The organism is uncultured Paenibacillus sp., assembly GCF_963515335.1.
In the GTDB taxonomy this organism is placed as follows: domain Bacteria; phylum Bacillota; class Bacilli; order Paenibacillales; family Paenibacillaceae; genus Paenibacillus_I.
In genome coordinates this window covers 1-16693 of the sequence record NZ_CAUPYC010000049.1, presented here as the reverse complement: position 1 = coordinate 16693, position 16693 = coordinate 1, and the positions used below count along the sequence as shown (strand labels likewise).

The 16693-nt window shown below is 60.3% G+C and carries 11 protein-coding genes and 1 pseudogene; 5 read left to right on the top strand and 7 right to left on the bottom strand.

Annotated elements, in window-relative coordinates:
* Positions 1 to 132 precede the first annotated feature (132 nt).
* Positions 133 to 4791, top strand: a complete 4659-nt coding sequence (locus RWM61_RS14630; protein ID WP_314002065.1) for a DEAD/DEAH box helicase — start codon at positions 133 to 135, stop codon at positions 4789 to 4791.
* A 134-nt stretch (positions 4792 to 4925) separates the two neighbouring features.
* Positions 4926 to 5324 carry a hypothetical protein gene (locus tag RWM61_RS14625; protein ID WP_314002063.1) on the top strand — a complete coding sequence of 133 codons (399 nt, stop codon included), beginning with the start codon at positions 4926 to 4928 and terminating at the stop codon, positions 5322 to 5324.
* A 302-nt stretch (positions 5325 to 5626) separates the two neighbouring features.
* On the opposite strand, the gene RWM61_RS14620 is transcribed toward RWM61_RS14625, so the two are convergent.
* On the bottom strand, positions 5627 to 8602 hold the full coding sequence (locus tag RWM61_RS14620; protein ID WP_314002061.1) for a hypothetical protein: 2976 nt from the start codon (positions 8600 to 8602) through the stop codon (positions 5627 to 5629).
* Between the two features lie 205 nt (positions 8603 to 8807).
* Here RWM61_RS14620 and RWM61_RS14615 point away from each other — a divergent pair, with 205 nt between their 5' ends.
* Together RWM61_RS14615 and RWM61_RS14610 are read left to right on the top strand one after the other, a co-directional pair.
* Positions 8808 to 9173 (top strand): hypothetical protein, encoded by a 366-nt coding sequence (locus RWM61_RS14615; RefSeq protein ID WP_314002059.1) that lies wholly within the window; start codon positions 8808 to 8810, stop codon positions 9171 to 9173.
* Between the two features lie 53 nt (positions 9174 to 9226).
* On the top strand, positions 9227 to 10603 hold the full coding sequence (locus RWM61_RS14610; RefSeq protein ID WP_314002057.1) for an EAL domain-containing protein: 1377 nt from the start codon (positions 9227 to 9229) through the stop codon (positions 10601 to 10603).
* 88 nt (positions 10604 to 10691) lie between these two features.
* Here the strand turns inward: RWM61_RS14610 and RWM61_RS14605 are convergent, their stop codons facing one another.
* The 6 genes from RWM61_RS14605 to RWM61_RS14580 all read right to left on the bottom strand — a co-directional run bounded on the left by RWM61_RS14605 (position 10692) and on the right by RWM61_RS14580 (position 16290).
* A complete protein-coding gene (locus RWM61_RS14605; RefSeq protein WP_314002055.1) occupies positions 10692 to 11930 on the bottom strand; it encodes a hypothetical protein in 1239 nt (412 codons plus the stop codon).
* A complete protein-coding gene (locus RWM61_RS14600; protein ID WP_399538703.1) occupies positions 11905 to 12468 on the bottom strand; it encodes an RNA polymerase sigma factor in 564 nt (187 codons plus the stop codon). Before RWM61_RS14600 ends, RWM61_RS14605 begins: the two co-directional genes overlap by 26 nt.
* A gap of 157 nt (positions 12469 to 12625) precedes the next feature.
* Entirely contained in the window at positions 12626 to 13060 is a 435-nt protein-coding gene (locus RWM61_RS14595) for a universal stress protein (RefSeq protein WP_314002053.1), read from the bottom strand.
* Between the two features lie 170 nt (positions 13061 to 13230).
* On the bottom strand, positions 13231 to 13419 hold the full coding sequence (locus tag RWM61_RS14590; protein ID WP_314002051.1) for a hypothetical protein: 189 nt from the start codon (positions 13417 to 13419) through the stop codon (positions 13231 to 13233).
* Positions 13420 to 13459: 40 nt separating this feature from the next.
* On the bottom strand, positions 13460 to 14368 hold the full coding sequence (locus RWM61_RS14585) for an SMP-30/gluconolactonase/LRE family protein (protein WP_314002087.1): 909 nt from the start codon (positions 14366 to 14368) through the stop codon (positions 13460 to 13462).
* 194 nt (positions 14369 to 14562) lie between these two features.
* A complete protein-coding gene (locus tag RWM61_RS14580) occupies positions 14563 to 16290 on the bottom strand; it encodes a methyl-accepting chemotaxis protein (protein WP_314002049.1) in 1728 nt (575 codons plus the stop codon).
* 156 nt (positions 16291 to 16446) lie between these two features.
* Here RWM61_RS14580 and RWM61_RS14575 point away from each other — a divergent pair.
* Positions 16447 to 16665 (top strand): annotated as a pseudogene (locus tag RWM61_RS14575) (ATP-binding cassette domain-containing protein); the annotation flags it as partial.
* Positions 16666 to 16693 lie beyond the last annotated feature (28 nt).

Here is a 16693-nt window from a genome sequence, read left to right as displayed (position 1 = left end):
TGCCGATGCAGCCTTTTTTGCCGCGCTTTTTTACTTGTTCGAGACAATCGCCCCCCGCACCGTCTTTCGGCCCGCGTTTTGATATAATGACCGTAACGATCCTCACGTTCTCACGCTAGGAGCTGATCCCAGATGGCAAACGCTCTTTCCGCTTTTCATCCCATCCTTGCGCAATGGTTCACGGAAGCTTTCGGCGATCCGACGGACGTTCAGCACCGATCATGGGAGGCGATCCGTTCCGGCCGCCACACGCTGATCGCCGCGCCCACCGGGTCCGGCAAGACACTGGCGGCCTTGCTTCCCTGCATCGATTATGCCGTTCGGCTCAAGCAATCCGGCGCATCGTCCGGGAGCGGGGGCGTTCGCGTGCTGTACGTCACCCCTCTCAAGGCGCTCAACAACGACATCCATCACCATGTGCTCGGCTTCGCCGAAGCAATCGAACGGATCGCCTCGGAGAGCGGCGCCGACTGGCCCGGCCTTCGCGCGGCGGTCCGCACCGGCGACACGACGCCCTCGCAGCGGGCTTCGATGCTGAAGCGTCCGCCGGATATGCTTATTACAACGCCGGAATCGCTGTATATATTGCTCACGTCGGACAAGGGACGCCGCATGCTGCAAACGGTCCGGAAAGTGATCGTCGACGAAATCCATGAGCTGGCTGCCGACAAGCGCGGCGCGCATTTATCGCTGTCCCTCGAGCGGCTGACCGCGCTTTGCGCGGGACATGTTCAGCGCATCGGCGTATCGGCCACCCTGAAGCCGCTGGAGCGAGTGGCGCGTTACCTCGCGGGCTGGGAGGAGGACCCGGCGGATAACGAAAACGCGACCGTGAGCGATCGGCACGCCGCTTCCCCTGCCCTGCCCCCGTTCACCGCTGCGGGAGGCGTCGCGCCTGTCATGCCGGCTGTGCCGAAATCGGACGGGATCGGCGCAACCTCCCCCGCTTCGCCGGCTTCACCGGCTTCACCCGATTCATCCGATTCAGTCGATGCCAGCCAATCATCCGAGACGCAGGCGATTCCCGCTCTACCGCTCATGCCGCCGCCCGACGCGGTTCCGCCGCAGGACATCGCCTCCCATCCGCTCGGCTTCCGCCCGCGCCCGGTCGCGATCGTGGAAAGCGCCATGACGAAACGGATCGAGCTGACCGTGACGATGCCGGACCGCGGCAAGCCGGTGCAAACCCGCGACTCGGTCTGGTTTCCGGTCATGGACCGCATCCTGCAGCTGATGGAAGGCTGCCGCTCCGTGCTGATCTTCGTCAACAGCAGAAGGCTTTGCGAGCGGTTGACATTAAGATTGAACGATTATGTCGGCTATGAGATGGCGAAGTCCCATCACGGCAGCGTAGCGCGGCAGCGACGGCTCGAGGTCGAACGCGAACTGAAGGAGGGCGGCCTGCGGGCGATCGTGGCCACCTCCTCGCTCGAGCTCGGCATCGACGTGGGCCACGTCGATCTGGTCCTGCAGCTGGATTCGCCGATCGAGGCCGCCGCGGGCATCCAGCGGATCGGCCGAGCCGGCCATGCGGTCGGCGATGTGAGCCGCGGCGCCATTCTCGCCCGCGCCCGCGGAGCGCTGCCCGAGATCGCCGTATTGAGCAAGCTCATCTCCGCCCGTGAAATCGAGGAGATCCGTTTGCCGCGCAACCCGCTGGACGTGCTGTCCCAGCATATGGTCGCCATGGCGGCGACCGGCGACTGGGACGCGCGCGAGCTGCACAAGCTCGCCTGCCGGAGCGACAGCTTCCGCACCTTCTCCTACGACCGGTTGCTCGCAACGCTGCGCGTGCTCGGCGGTTATTATCCGTTCGCGAGACCGCTGCTGAACTATGACGGCGAGACGGGCAGCATCGGCAAACGGTCCAACTCGTCCATGGCCGCCGTCACCGGCGCCGGCACGATTCCGCAAAGCTCCGACTATCAGGTCCATCACGCCGACAGCCGCGTCCATCTCGGGGAGCTCGACGAGGAGTTCATCCAGGAGAGCCGCGTCGGAGACGTTTTTCAGCTTGGAACGAGCTCATGGATGATTCAGCATATACAGAAAGACCGGGTATATGTGACCGAAGCGGGCAACCGTTACAGTGAAATTCCGTTCTGGCGCAACGAATCCGGCGGCCGTTCCTATGAGCTCGGTCGGCAAGTCGGCCTGTTCTGGGACGAGCTGCAGCGGCGGCTTGGGACGGCGGACGACGAAGGCGCGCGAACCGCCGCGGATAGAACGGCGTCGGAATGGCTCGCGCACGAATTCAAGCTCGACGCCCTGGCCGGCCAAACGCTCATCGACTACGTCCGTTCCCAGATGGCGGTCAGCGACGTGCCGACCGCGAACCGGCTCGTCGTCGAGCATTACCGCGATGTGACGAACCGGGTGCATGTCATTCTGCACAATTACTGGGGCAAGCGCGTCAACCGGACCTGGCTGATCGCAATCGAGAAGCAGTGGAAGGACATTCTTCCCTACCGGATTTACGGCAATGCGAAGGATTACGGCATCGAGTTCGTGCTTCCGGAGTGGGATCCCTCCTGGCTGCAAGCGGTGTGGCGCGTCACGCCCGCCAATGTCGACCGGCTGCTGGCCGAGGCCGTTCCGGGCTCGCCGCTGCTGGCCGTCGCTTTTCGCCGGATCGCCGAGACGTCGCTCCTGCTCTCCCGCAGCTTCACCCGGACGCCGATGTGGCAGAAAAGAATCCGCAGCGAAGAACTGCTTCGCGCTTCGCTGCCGCATTCGGAACATTTTCCGTATTTGCAGGAAGCTGTGAAGGAATGCCTGTACGATTATTTGGATGTCGACCGGCTGAAGGATGCGCTGCAAACGATCGCGAGCGGCGAGACGCAGCTTGTCGTTCGCGAAACGGATCGGCCCTCTCCCCTTGCCTCGCAATATATCGCCGACTACGCCAATATGCAGCTGTATGAAGGGGACGGGTTGGATGATGCCGTTCAGCTGCAATTGCTGCATGTCAGCAAAGAGCTGACCGGCGAGCTGTTCGGCGAGGAGACGGTGCGGCGGGCGATCGATCCGGGCGTCGTGGAGGAGGAACGGCTGCGGCTGATGCAAGGCGAACGCCGCCCGCGGGATGCGTCCGAGCTCTACCTGCTGTTGAAAAAGCGCGGCGACTCCACGACAGAGGAGCTTTCGAGGCTGGCCGGGGAAGACAGGGTCCCGGTCTGGCTGGATGAGCTCGAGCGCGGCGGCCGAGTGAGGGCGGTTCGGTTCGGGGATGAGCGGCGCTGGATTTGCCGGGATGAGCTTGATCTGTATGAGCGTTTTCCCGCGACGGAGGCGTCCGTGGCGTTCGTGGCCGGCCGGTATGCGGAGCATGTGCTGTCCTTCACGGAAGAGGAGCTGCGCCTACGCTACCCGGTATTGTCGGAACGGGAGGCGCGCCGGGTAACGGAGGAACTGCTGCGCCGTGAACGGATCGAGCAGGCGCCGTTCGCCGCTTCCGCGGAGGAGCGGATATGGACGAGCCGCAAGGTGGCGTCCCGCATCATCCGGTTGTCCGTGCAGCAAGCGCGCAGCCGCGCCGAACCTGTCGAGCCGTCACGCTGGCTCGGTCAAATGGCTTCCATGCAGCACGCGCTCAAGGGCGCCCAGCTTGCCGGAAGCGGCGGGCTGCGGGCTGCGATCGGCAAGCTGCAGGGCTTTTTCCTGCCGTTGTCGTTGTGGGAATCGGTCGTGTTCCCGGCCCGAGTGGCCGATTACCGCAAGGAGGAGCTTGACCTGCTGTGCGCGTCCGGCGAGGTGATCTGGATCGGACGCAAGGAAGAAGGCGAGAAGGAAGGGAAGATCGCTTTCTTCCTGTCCGAATCCAAGCCGCTGTACGCGCCGTTCTTGCGGGAGGCCGGACGAACGGCGGGCAAGCATCCCGAGCTGCTGGAGCGGCTGAAGCGCGGCGGCGCCAGCTTCCTGACGAAGCTGGCCGGAGAAAGCGGACGGCGCCCGTCCGAACTGCTGTCAGACTTGCTGGACTTGGCATGGGAGGGCCTCGTTTCCAACGACCAGTATGCCCCGCTTCGCATTCAGGCGCAGACGAAAGGCAGGCAGCTTGCCAGGACGGGCTCCGGACAAGGCCGCTGGTATTGGATCGGGAGTCTGGAGGAAACGCCTCCTTCCGACACCGCTGCGGAAACGGCCGGCGCCGCCGAACAATCGGCCATGGAATGGACCCGCCATCTGCTCGGCAGCTGCGGCATCCTGACGAAGGATCTGGTTGACGCCGTCTCGCCGTACAACTGGGACAGCCTGCTGCCGGTCGTGCGAAAGCTGGAGCAGTGGGGCGTCGTCACCCGCGGCCTGTTCATCCGCGGCGTGCACACGATGCAATTCGTGTCGCGCGATCTCGTTGACGGCGTTCGGCAGCCGTTGCGGCCGGGCGGGGATGCGGCCGCGGTTACCGTCCTGTCCGCGGTCGATCCGGCCAATCCGTTCGGGCTGGTCGCCCCATGGCCGGAAGCCAAAGGAGGCGGCGTGTCCTTCGCGCGCAAGCCGGTCAATTACCTGGTCCTGCACCGCGGCCGCTGGCTGCTCTGGCTCGAGGGCGGCGGCAAGCGAATCCATTTGATGGACCCGCAAGCGGAACGGACGCAGGAGCCCGATCTGCCGAAGCTGCTGCGAGAGGTCTTCCGGACGATTATGCGGCAGAACGGTGCAAGCAAAATCAAGATTGAGCTTTGGAACGGCGAAGCGGCGGCGGAATCGCCGGAAGGCGCCCCGCTGCTTCGCTCACTCGGCGCGGAACGCGACCGGAATGCGTTGGTGTTGTGGGTAAGCTCGCTGTAACAACGAAAAAACAGCAGGTGTCCGGCATTCCGGAGCCTGCTGTTTTCAAGTTTCTTATCCTTTTAAACTACGATCAAGGCCGGGCCAGAATGGTTCGCCACCGTTCAATCAGCTCAAACGCATGCAGATCGGCCATGCGCGAGACGCTGCAGCGTGAGGTGCGATGGCGTGAGGTGCGATGGCGTGAGGTGCGATGGCGTGAGGTGCAGCCGGGCGAGGCAAAATGCGAGGCGCGGGGCGCATTTACGCGGACACATCGGCCAAGCGCGTATGACGCGCACCGCGCATCGGCGCAGGCGCATCGCGCATCGGCGCAGGCGCACCGCGCATCGGCGCAGGCGCATCGCGCATCGGCGCAGGCACATCGCGCATCGGCGCAGGCGCACCGCGCATCGGCGCAGGCACATCGCGCATCGGCGCAGGCACATCGCGCATCGGCGCGCGGCGCAAGGTGCAAAACCTGCACCTTGTTTTCGCCGTTTCTCCCGTTTTGGCCCAGCAAAGTGCAAAACCTGCACTTTGTTGAGCCGTAAATCCGGATTTTATCCGAAAACCTCGAATTCAGGTGTACTTTTTGCACCTTGATGACTGATCACCGCAGTTCGCACGAAACCAGGTGCAGAAAATGCATCTTATTACTTTGCGCGTTGCCGAACGGCATCGTATGGATCACCTTTGTCAGCTACGGGCGGCATGTACTCCACACACCAAGCAACCTTCTCTCCACGCACCGGTGCCGAGCAAACCGACATCACCACCGGTTAATTCATGCAATCCCGCCACACCTGCCGAACGCGCCAATTCGCCGACAGCTTGGCCTCTCGCCCAAACACCCCTAAGACACGAAGGCATAGTCCGGCGAGTAATCCCCAATGTAGCGCCCGTCCGCCGACTGAATGACGTTTCGATCTAGACTAACCTCGAAGAAGCCTAATCCCGTTAACAGCACACCCCCGGGGATCGCGACGGTCATGACCCTCCGGTCAGCGCTCCAACTGACCGAATAATTGCCCGAATTCAGAATCTGATAGCTGCCGCCATAATCCGCAAAAACGCTCGTGACGGCTGCTTGCCCGGCATCCACCGTCCCCTCGCCGACCGCTGCCGTGAAGGTAACGTCAAAACCGGTCATCAGGCCGGCTTCAGCAGCCACATTGCCGATGGATGCTTCAATCGGTATCAGGTTCAAAGTGACGGAATCTTGAGTCAGGGGATCGCCGCCGATGCCCTTCACCGTACCTGGAACAAAGTTAACCGTAATGTATTCCAGGCCATCCATCGGGTAGTAGTCCGGCCAATCCAATTGCAGGACGTCTCCGGTGGCGTTCCACCAGTGGGCGGATAAGGGAATATCGATCGGATCGACAATCGTCCCGCTCCCGCTCGCATACGTCAGGACAACCGAGCTCACGACATCCGTTCCGATCACCTCTGGCGCAACCGGCTGGTTAAACTCCAGATCGATGAAATCGACGGACATTACATCAAACGGAGGCCGGATTTTCACCGACAGAGGCACTCCCTCGAAAGTTTCAATCCATTCAACCTGGTTCAATGTAAGTCCTTCAGGCAGCACAATCGAGCTGGCCGACAGCGTTCGTGCGGCAGAGCCGCTTATTTCCGTTACCCATGAAGGGATTTCGAGCGCATAGCCGGACGGCATGTCGATATTATTCGCCAGATAGATTCTTGTGATCGACGAGTCTTCGAACGCATCCAGCAGCGAGTCGGCGTTGAAAACGACAGCCGCGCCCGACCCGTTTGCATAGTGATACTGCTCCATTGCGGTGTTGCGCGTATATACGCCCGCATAGCCACCGAACCCGCTTTTCAGCTCCAACCTCGTAATATTGTAGCTGTCGGCCAGGCTGATAATCTCAAAATCATTGTCAACGCCCACGGTCAAGGACACCTCTTCGTCCGGCATCAGATCGTTCGGCCCGACTTCGTATCCGTATGCAAGCCCGTCGATCGAAATCTCAACAGGCGCATCCGCGCGAAGCCTGATCGGCCGGCTGAGATACAACGTATCGATCGATTCGCTGAAGCCCGGGTCCACCTTAATGACCGATACATCGGTTTGGTCGAGCCAGTCCTGAATATCCGCCGCCGAAGAAGCGACACCTGAAGTCAATATCGAATAAACGGCTGCCGCACCGTCCAGATTGACCGCCATCCCGCCTCGAACCTCTTCATATTCATCCGGAATGGATTCATTCCCACCGATCAATTCGGCATTCGGATATTCGGAATTCAATCCCTCGAGCAACTTTGCAACGGTCATCCCATAAGGCGCATACACCTCTTGATACGCATCGGACACCTCGAGCGCGCCGGCGTACGGCAGTTCGAAATAAGGAACCATCGGATAATCCATCATCTCTCCGTCCGCCCCGATTATCGAGTCTTCCATGAAGCGAACGATAAGGACGTTCCACGAAGAACCCAATCCCGCCGGAACCGATACGCGCAGAATATTGCTGCCGACCCATTGCACATTTACCGCCGACAGATCGGCGTAGTCCGAAGCTTCCCCGGAATTAAGCTCAATGTCCCAGAAAATATCCCCTGCCGCCGCAAGGCCAAGCGTTTCCTCCGACAGTTCTGCGCTGAAGCGAATATCGAAGGCCGTCAAGGAATCGCCGTCATATACCGTATTTTCGATAAAGGCCGACAGCGGCGCCGGCTTCCGGTACTGCACGGGGTCGATCAGCAGCGGCTCGTTGTTCGCTCCCGCCACCTTTCCGTCAAGGAAGTCGACGATAATGCCGTCCCACATGTCGGAAACGCCGCCGTTGAAGTTAATATTAAGCGTTTGCGCATCGGTCCAGTAAATCTCTAATCGATCCAGCTGCCAGGTAAAGTCGCTTTCCCCTTGGAAGGTGACGCCCTGCAGCAGTTCAGCCGCAGTCAGCGCCCGGGTCGCTTCGGATACGTCCCCGCTGAACATGACATCAAACGAGTACAAATAGCCGTCATAACCGAAACCGCCGATTGCCGCAGTCAGGCCTGCGGGAGGCTGTTCCAAGAGAGAAAGAACGCTGTAGTAGGCATTCGATAAGTCCAGCCATGCCGCGCCGATCTTGTACAGAATCTTGTCGGTTCCGCTGAGGGCCCCCTCGGCTGCCTCAACCGCTCCGAGCAGGTTCAACCGATCCGTCTCCGGTACCCTCCCATACCCTTCCCGAAGCATAAGGTCCCGTGCGTATCCGGCAACATCGGACAACATTTCGTACAGGGATTCTTCGGCTCCTATAAAGGACAGCAGGAACCTTGCATCTTCCCGATTCAGGCCCGCCCCCCCGGCAACATCGGCTGCGCCTGGGTTTTTGAGATATTTTACGACGTGGCTTACGGTCGGATTCGTGCTTGTGGCATTCATGGCTTCCAGGATGCCGATCATGCCTTCAATCGTCTGGACTTTGTAGCCCTCAACGGCGGCGTTCGCACCTCCGGCCGCCGCGGTGACGGCTCCCGCTGCGATATCGACCGTAATGGAAGACGTACCGGCGGGAGCCTTGTTCAGAAACAAGTTAACATAATAACCGATTGCTTCCGCCCGTTCGATTGAAATTCCCTCGGCACCGCGGACGGAAAAATCGGACGCATCCAGCGGCACAACCGCCGTTTCCCCCTCGGCGTCGGTCAGCGGAATATTAAATTCCAGGCTGACTGCTTTACCGCCCCAGCTGCTTGCGCCGATTAGACGGAGACCCGCCGGGACATCCGCCGCCAAAGCTTGGACTGCGTTTGCCGGAACCGCGATCAACGCGACCAGTAAAACCAGCAGCGATTTGATAAATTTACTCACCTCGACGCTCACCCCTGCCCATGTTCTACCAAAATTTTATCATATCCGAACCGGATAGAGCCAGAAAAATTGTAGAATAATGGCGAATATTATTGAAAGATGCTTTACTTTTTTCAATGCTATTTATCGAATCCCCGCCATCCGTTATAATCTGAAATATAGAAGCCATTAACAATTCCAGATTCCGCAACCGACGGAGGCTTGTATGTCCGACATCTTTCCGCAAATTTACGAGAAGCTTCGCCATGTGCTGCAAGCGCACGACCGGACATTTATCAACTCCGTCGATTCCGGCCAGGAGTATGCGCTCGTGGTGCCGCATGACGGCAAAACGCTGCCGGAGCATTTTTTCGCGTCGGCCGTCATCCGCAAGCAATACGTCAGCTTCTACCTGATGCCCGTATATATTTATCCGGAGCTGCTGGACGGCATATCGCCGGAGCTGAAGAAACGGATGCAGGGCAAGTCCTGCTTCAACTTCAAAAAGCCGGACGCCGCGCTTTTCTCGGAGCTCGAGGCTTTGACGGCCGCTTCGGTCGAGAAGTACAGACAAGAAGGCCGAATCGCGTAAGATCGGCGGAACAGACCAGACCGTTATGACATTGTGGCAGGGTAGGTAAACATATGGAGCTCATTTACGGACAGTACGGTATCCTGACGGTCATTCTTTCCCTTCTGGCCTCAGTCGTTGCGGTCATCGCCTTCTATGCGGCTTTTCTCGTCAACGCCAAGGAGAAAATGTCGTCCAGCGACGCGCTCACCGGACTGCCGAACCGTCACCGGCTGGGCAAGCATTTCGAGGAAACGTTCGCCGGTTACAAGGAAGGCTATTTGATGATCATCGACTTTGACCGGTTCAAGGCGATCAACGACACGCTCGGACACGATATAGGGGACTTGTTTATCCGGCAGGCAGCCCGCCGGCTGACCGAGACGACCGGGGCCGGGCAGGAAGTGTTCCGGTTCGGGGGAGACGAATTTTTGATCGTGGCGGAGGGCGGACGCGCCGATGCGGAAGCATTGGCGGCGGCGCTGCTCAGCTCGTTAAAGCGGCCTTTTCAACTGTTGGATTCGGAATTCATTATGACCGCCAGCATCGGCATCAGCCTGCTGCCCCAGCACGGCACCGACCGGATCTCGCTGCTCAAAGCGGCCGATATCGCCATGTACGCTTCGAAGTCCGCCGGTCGGAACCGCTACACCGTCTACGACGAGGAAACAAGGCTCGCCATTAACCGCCGGCACGAGCTGGAGGGCGGGCTTCGCAAGGCGATGCAGCTGAACGAGCTCTCGATTCATTACCAGCCCAAATGGGACGCCGCGGCGGGCCGCTTGACAGGCCTTGAAGCGCTGCTCCGCTGGAACCACGGCAAGCTCGGTCCGGTTTCTCCTACGGAATTCATTCCGATTTCGGAAGAGAACGGCATGATCGTGGCCATTACACGCTGGATGATGAACGAGGTTTGCTTGCAGAATCGGGCCTGGCAGGCCGAAGGCTTGCCCAAGGTCAGCGTTTCGGTCAACATGTCGATCCGTGTGTTTGAAAGCGGGATGCTCGGCACGATGGTGCGCGAGGCGCTTGCAGAATCGGGCATGGACCCGTCCGATCTCGAGCTTGAGATCACCGAATCGATCGCCATGCGCGATATCGAGGGAACGATCCGCCAGCTTGAGGAAGTGAAAGCGCTCGGGGTTCGCGTCTCAATGGATGACTTCGGCACCGGCTATTCCTCGCTCGGCAATCTCGACCGGATTCCGATCGACACGCTGAAAATCGACCAGCTGTTCATCCAGCAGAGCGAGGTGCCGTCGAAGCAGGCGATTATCAGTACGATCATCGCGATGGCCCGCCATCTCCAGCTTGACGTCGTGGCCGAAGGGGTCGAGACGGAAGAGCAAATCCGGTTTCTGCAGTCGCGCGGTTGCCGCGTCATGCAAGGCTACTTCTACGGCAAGCCTATGCATGCGGGCGCGCTGCGCGAGTGGATGCTTGCCGTTTGACGTTCAAAGCCGCAGAGTTCGTCGGGACCCATGATCGCTGACGACTCTGCGGCCTTTTGCCGCTAACATTCAGTTCCTTCCCTTCGGGTCAATCCCTGCCGTCCTTCAACAGCCCGGCGGCCTTCTCTTTCCACCTCTCGACATAGCCAGAGCCGGTCGCCCATTGGGCCATAACAACCTGTTCGCCGGCTTTCAGCGGAACCTCCGCCACATGCCCGTTGAACTCGCCGTTGTCCGCCCCCTGCAGCATAAGGCTGCGGTCGGTTACGATGGCGGCCAGATTCCCGTTCGGCGATGTAAACGCATCCCTTGCGGCGGGCTCCACACTGCGGATTTCATCCCAACCGATCGTCAGCGCGTCCTGCGCCTGCGACCCGTAGACGTCCCGATTCAGCTTGTACGGCAGCTCCGCCAGCTTGACCGGCCCGTCGCCGGATGCGCGGTAAGCCACCCATTCTCCCGGGCTGCGGGCGATCGTCCAATTGTGGATCAAGCCCTTGCTCTTGCCCTCCCGCGGCGTCTCTTCCGACGACACCGCTCCAAGCCGACCCTCCTCCGTCACGACGGCGGCGGCGTGAGGCTCCGCGTTGCCGGCGAGCAAGGACAATGCACGCGGCTCACCGAGCTGGAGGATGTCCATCACCCACATCGATTCCTTCCCGGCCGATTGCCGCGCAATCGCCACATACCGGTTCCCCGCGAACACGACTTTCTCTTTCACGTCATCATATCGGGTCGTATCCCGATCATTCTTGAGCAGCGGGGCTGCCTGCCTGTCGGCGAGCGATGTATTATAAGCCGTTATCGTGCGATAAGAACCGCCGCTGTCGTCGGACGCCGCCGTGACAATCCTCCAGAAATCGGTCTTGTAAGGCATCAGGATGCCTGCGCCCTCGGCCCGAACAACCGGTTCACCGCCTTCGGTCGTCACGAGCACCGTCCGGTACATGCTCTCGTACGGATCGCCGCCGTCGTCGTCGGTTCGCAGGGCGATCAGCAGCGCAGACCGGTTGCCCGCAGCGCCCTCCCCGGGCGAGGCGATGCGAACCTCGAATTCGGCCGCATTGCCGTCAGCCGCTTCCGGACGCTCATTAACCGCGCGCTGCCCGGTCTGCAGCTGCACAAGCATGACCAGAATCGCCGTCAGCACAAGCATGCCCGCTCCCGCACCGCCCAGCCGGAACATCCGCCCGCCGCGGCCGGCCGGTTTCTCGTCCAGCCGTTCTTCTATGCGTCTTCGGAGCCGCTCGTTGAAGCCGCTGCGGATAAGCGGATCGCCCGACAGATCGCGCTTCAGCTTTTTATCCCTCGAGTCCATCGCCGTCATCCCCCCTTATCTCCGCCAGTTTCTTCCGTGCGTGGAAAAGTCTCGATTTAACGGTGCCTTCGCTGACGCCCAGCAGTTCGGCCATCTCTTTCATGGACAACTGATGGTGGGCGAACAGGATGACCGCTTCCCTGTATTTATGAGGCAGCTTCAAAACTTGCTTCCACATGTCGTTCACCGCCATCGTCTCAATGACCTCGCCCTCCGCGGAACGGCCCGTCGCCTGCTCCTTGAAAACGTCGACCAGCGTCACCTTGCGCAGAAAGGCCGACTTGCGGTAATCGAGCACCATATTGCGGGTAATGGCGAGCAGCCATGTCTTGATGGAAGATTCGCAGCGAAACGTATGAAGATTACGGTAAGCTTTGATGAAAACCTCTTGCGTGATATCGTCGGCCTGGTCCCACTTGCGCGTCATGCTGAAGGCGAAATTCCACACGTCCTTCCCGTAGGTTGACATCAAATCGTTCCAAACCGCTCTGCGGTCCGTATCGTCGCTCATATATTTCAAATACTCGAACCGGGATTCGGAGTGCAAGATGGCCACCTCTAATTCATTGGACGACAGGCGTCCGATTTGGGTTCAATCATGCCGTCTCGGAACCCTCATCTAATTATCCGCGAAGCGGCTGTTAAATTCCATAAAGAAATCATAAAAAAATACAGCCTTCTCCGCGACCGTCTTCCAAACTCCGTTACTTCACAACCAGCACCGGTATTTTCGCATGCTGCACGACATGCTGGCTCACGCTGCCCAGAACGAACTCCCGCAGCTTGCCGAGCCCTCTGCTGCCGAGCACGATCAGATCGCAGCCTCGCTCCTCGGCCAGCTCAAGCACCATTTTCGCCGGCGTTCCGATGTGCATCTCGGCCGCGGCCCGCACGACCGCCGACGTCTTCCGCTCCGCATCCGCCACAATCGCCTCGGCTCTCTCAACCGCCAGCGTCTCCATCGCCGCCGTCGGCGCGAACAGCATGTCACCCGTCATGACAGGCGCCAGATTCAGAATATGAACCACCGTCAGCTTCGTTCCCCCGCCGCAAGCCTCCACCAGCCCGACGGCTTTCTCGAGCGCTTTCACTGCCTGCTTCGACCCGTCGTACGCGACCAGGATATGCCGAAAAAGCATGACAATCCCCCCATTATCGTTCTCTCTCTATTATAAATCGCCATCGCGGAAAGGTGTGTGCCTTTTCGCTCATCCCGAACGACTTCGATAGAAGCTCTCCCACCGCTCTTGCCGTTGACAACGAAAGAACCGCCCGCAAAGCCGCGGACGGTTGTTTCTTTGTTCGTTTCTTATCGTGAAATGTTCGGGCTGTCGGCATTGGAACCGCGTTTGTCCTCCCAGTTCTCCGCTTGCGGCTCGATGTCCTGGCCTTTCCTGATCTTGCGCTCCTGCTCTTCCGAGTTGTTCTCCCGGTCCTGCTTGCGCACATCCTTGCCGTCGAGATTCGCCATGGTGATCGCCTCCTTCGTCGCGGCCATACTTGTACTTACCCCGCCACGGCGCGGCTATAACGACCCGCTATCCCTTGTACCGCATGACCGGCCAACCGCGGATCCCGGGCTTCACCGCGAAAATCCCGCCCGCCAGCGGCTGCTTGTCCGCCTCCTCTTCGGTGAGGCCCGCCCGCGCCGTCGTAATGTAAAGCTCGTCCAGCTCCTCGCCGCCGAACGTACAGGAGGTGACGTTCGCAACCGGCAAACGGACGATAGCCAACTTCTCTCCGGTAGACGGATTCCAACGGGACACCTGCCAGCCTCCCCAGTGGGCCACCCACAGCATGCCTTCCCTGTCGATCGTCATGCCGTCCGGACCGCCCTCTCCTTCCGGGATAGAGACGACCGTCCGCCGGTTCGAGATTTCACCCGTCAGGCCGTTGTAGTCGAACGCGCTGACGACCCGGGTCGGCGTGTCGATATAATACAGAGTGTTGCCGTCCGCATTCCAGGCCAGCCCGTTCGAGCAGACAACGCCCGACAACCGCTTCGTGACAAGGCCTTCCGGATCAAGCGTGAACAAGGCGGCGAGCTGCTCGTTGCCGACGTTGATCGAGCCGGCCCAGAATCTGCCTTGCGGGTCGCATTTGCCGTCGTTCATGCGCATCGGACGGTCCGAATCGTCCCACTTGCGCGCGATAAGCGCCGGGTTGATCGACTTGCGCGCGATAAGCGCCGGGTTGATCGACGCTTCCCAATCAAACCGGTAGAAACCGTCTTCCAATGCCAGAATCCACGAGCCGTCCTCGGCCGGAACGGCCGCTCCCGCTTTCAGCGGCAGCTCATAGAGCCGCCGGCCTCCGTCCGACGGCCGGTAACGGTGAAGATGACAGCCCTCGATATCGATCCAAATCAGCTCGCCGAGCCGTTCATCCCATACCGGCCCTTCCGCCAATTCGGCTTTTGCGTCAATGACGCAGGATGCTTCGAACATTTCCAAATCATTTCCTCCCCACTGTCGCATGCTAGCGATAAACTTCCGCGCCGACTGTCGGCGGACCCGACTACCCCCATCGCAAGCCTATATGTTCTTTAACCGCAAAAAACCGGCTGCACTCCCCGCCCGCCGGCTTTCGGGAAAAGACCGCCCTGGGTCATCGGACCTGCCGGGCGGTGCGGCCATTTCGCTCAAACCTTGAACTTCCCGATCATCGTCTGCAGCTCCTCCGAGAGGACGTTCAACGCGTCCATGCCGGCCATCATCTCCTGAACGCCGGCATGCTGCTCCTCGGTATGCGCGTACACGTTGCGCGAGCCGGCCGCCGTCTGCTGCGCGACCCGGTCGATGGAGCGGATCGCATTCACGGCGGAGTCCGATTGCTCCGCCAGCCGGCCGGCTTGCTCGGACACCCGTCCGATCTGCTCCGCAACTTCCACAACCGCTTTCCGAATGCGGGAGAACGCCTCGCCCGCCTGGTTGACCTTCAACAGGCCGTCGGCCACTTCGTTCGAACCGGCCCGCGCCGCCTCCACGACCAGGTCCGTTTCGGCGCGGACGCTCTCGACCAGCTGCGACACTTCCTCCGCCGCCCGGCCCGTCTGGAACGACAGCTTGCGCACCTCCTCGGCCACCACCGCGAACCCTCTGCCCGCCTCCCCGGCTCTCGAAGCCTCAATCGATGCGTTAAGCGCCAGCATCTGCGTTTGCCGCGAAATATTGCCGATCAAGGCGGCAGTCTCGACGATCTGCCCGGAACGGGCGCCGAGCCGGTGTATGAATTCGCCCAGATCGTTCATTTGCCGCTGTATGGCGTTCATCTGCGCAACGGTCGACGCCACGGTCCGCTCGCCGGCAACCGTTTCCTGCAGCGCATGCGACGACCGGCGGTCCGCCGTATCCGCCAGCCCGGCGATCTCGCCCACGCCGAACGTCATCTGTTCGACGGTCGAAACCCCCAGCTCTACGCTTCGGACCTGCTCCTCCGTACCGACGGATATCTCTCCCATAATGGCGGAAATCTGCTCGGAGGATTGCATGAAATGTCCCGAATGGCGGCGCAGCTTCTCCGCCGAAGAAGAGACCCTTCCGGCATGCATGCCCAGATCGCCGATCATACGGTGCCAGTTGGTTTTCATACCGTTGAAGGCGGAAGCCAATTCGCGAATCTCATCCCGGTTGCGCACCTCGACGGAAGCCACGGTCAAGTCGCCCGCGGCCATTTCGCCCACGGCCCGCACCATCGTCCTCATCGGTTTGACGATAAGCCTGGACAGGAGGAAACCGATCAAAAGCGCGATGACCAAGACGGCGCCGCTGGTCAAAATCAGGATATTGACGGTAGCCGCCGCTTCCTTCCGGTGCCGCGTCAGTTCCAGGTCGAGCGCCGCTTTCTCCGTCTCAAGCAGCTGCCGCGCCGCCTGGTTCATCGTGTCGGTCAACGGTACGGACCACATGAGCGCTTCCGTCTTGGCCAGGTCCGGCCGCTTCTGGTTCACATAATCCGTCACCTTGGCAAGCAGCCGCTTGAACGTTTCGTTGGAATCCGCAAGCGAGCGAACCGCCTTTTCTTTCTCGTCGCCCATGCCGGCGCTTGCCATCGCCCCGATCCGCGCGCCAAGCTGACCGTTAACCTCCGCGAGCCGCTGCTCTTTATCGGCCGACGGCTCTACGAGGTAACCGAACAGCAGGCTGCTTTGAAGCTGCGTATCCGTCGCAATGGCGGACACCCGTTCGATCGTTTCGGTTTGCCTGTTCAACAAGGACGAATAATTGCGGTCCATCCGCTCGAGAAAAGAATAAGCGATCCCGCCCGTCGCGCCGACCAGCAGCGACACCGCCAAAAAAGCCGCCGTCAGCTTCCGGCCGAGCGAGAAACGAACCGATAACTTGCCGGTACCCCCTGCCTTGTGTCCCACACGCCCTATTCCTTTCCCCAAACATGCAGTTGTACAAGAAAGTATAGCAGGATTCGGAAGAAAATCGATGAAATATCGTGCGGTTTTTCTCGAAAATCGTCATGTCTTTGAACGAACGGCTCCGTCAGAAGTACGAGCTCGGGCACGGGCGTTCCGCTGTTAGAGGTCAAAAATCTCCGCAAGGAGTTTCATTTGGGCAAGGGCCGTACGTTGAAGGCCGTCAGCGACGTCAGCTTCTCGATCCGCCAGGGCGAGACACTCGGCGTGGTGGGCGAATCCGGCTGCGGCAAATCGACCGTGGGCCGCACCCTGCTCCGCCTGTATGAGCCTACCGCCGGCGAAGCTTACTTCAACATGGATTCGGAAAGTAACCTCTTGAAAAGTTGAATAAAGCGCGTCAAAT

Coding starts and splice junctions, on each gene's coding strand:
- RWM61_RS14630 (WP_314002065.1), top strand. CDS start 133: ATGGCAAACGCTCTTTCCGCTTTTCATCCCATCCTTGCGCAATGGTTC.
- RWM61_RS14625 (WP_314002063.1), top strand. CDS start 4,926: ATGCGCGAGACGCTGCAGCGTGAGGTGCGATGGCGTGAGGTGCGATGG.
- RWM61_RS14615 (WP_314002059.1), top strand. CDS start 8,808: ATGTCCGACATCTTTCCGCAAATTTACGAGAAGCTTCGCCATGTGCTG.
- RWM61_RS14610 (WP_314002057.1), top strand. CDS start 9,227: ATGGAGCTCATTTACGGACAGTACGGTATCCTGACGGTCATTCTTTCC.
- RWM61_RS14605 (WP_314002055.1), bottom strand. CDS start 11,930: ATGACGGCGATGGACTCGAGGGATAAAAAGCTGAAGCGCGATCTGTCG.
- RWM61_RS14595 (WP_314002053.1), bottom strand. CDS start 13,060: ATGCTTTTTCGGCATATCCTGGTCGCGTACGACGGGTCGAAGCAGGCA.
- RWM61_RS14590 (WP_314002051.1), bottom strand. CDS start 13,419: ATGGCCGCGACGAAGGAGGCGATCACCATGGCGAATCTCGACGGCAAG.
- RWM61_RS14585 (WP_314002087.1), bottom strand. CDS start 14,368: ATGTTCGAAGCATCCTGCGTCATTGACGCAAAAGCCGAATTGGCGGAA.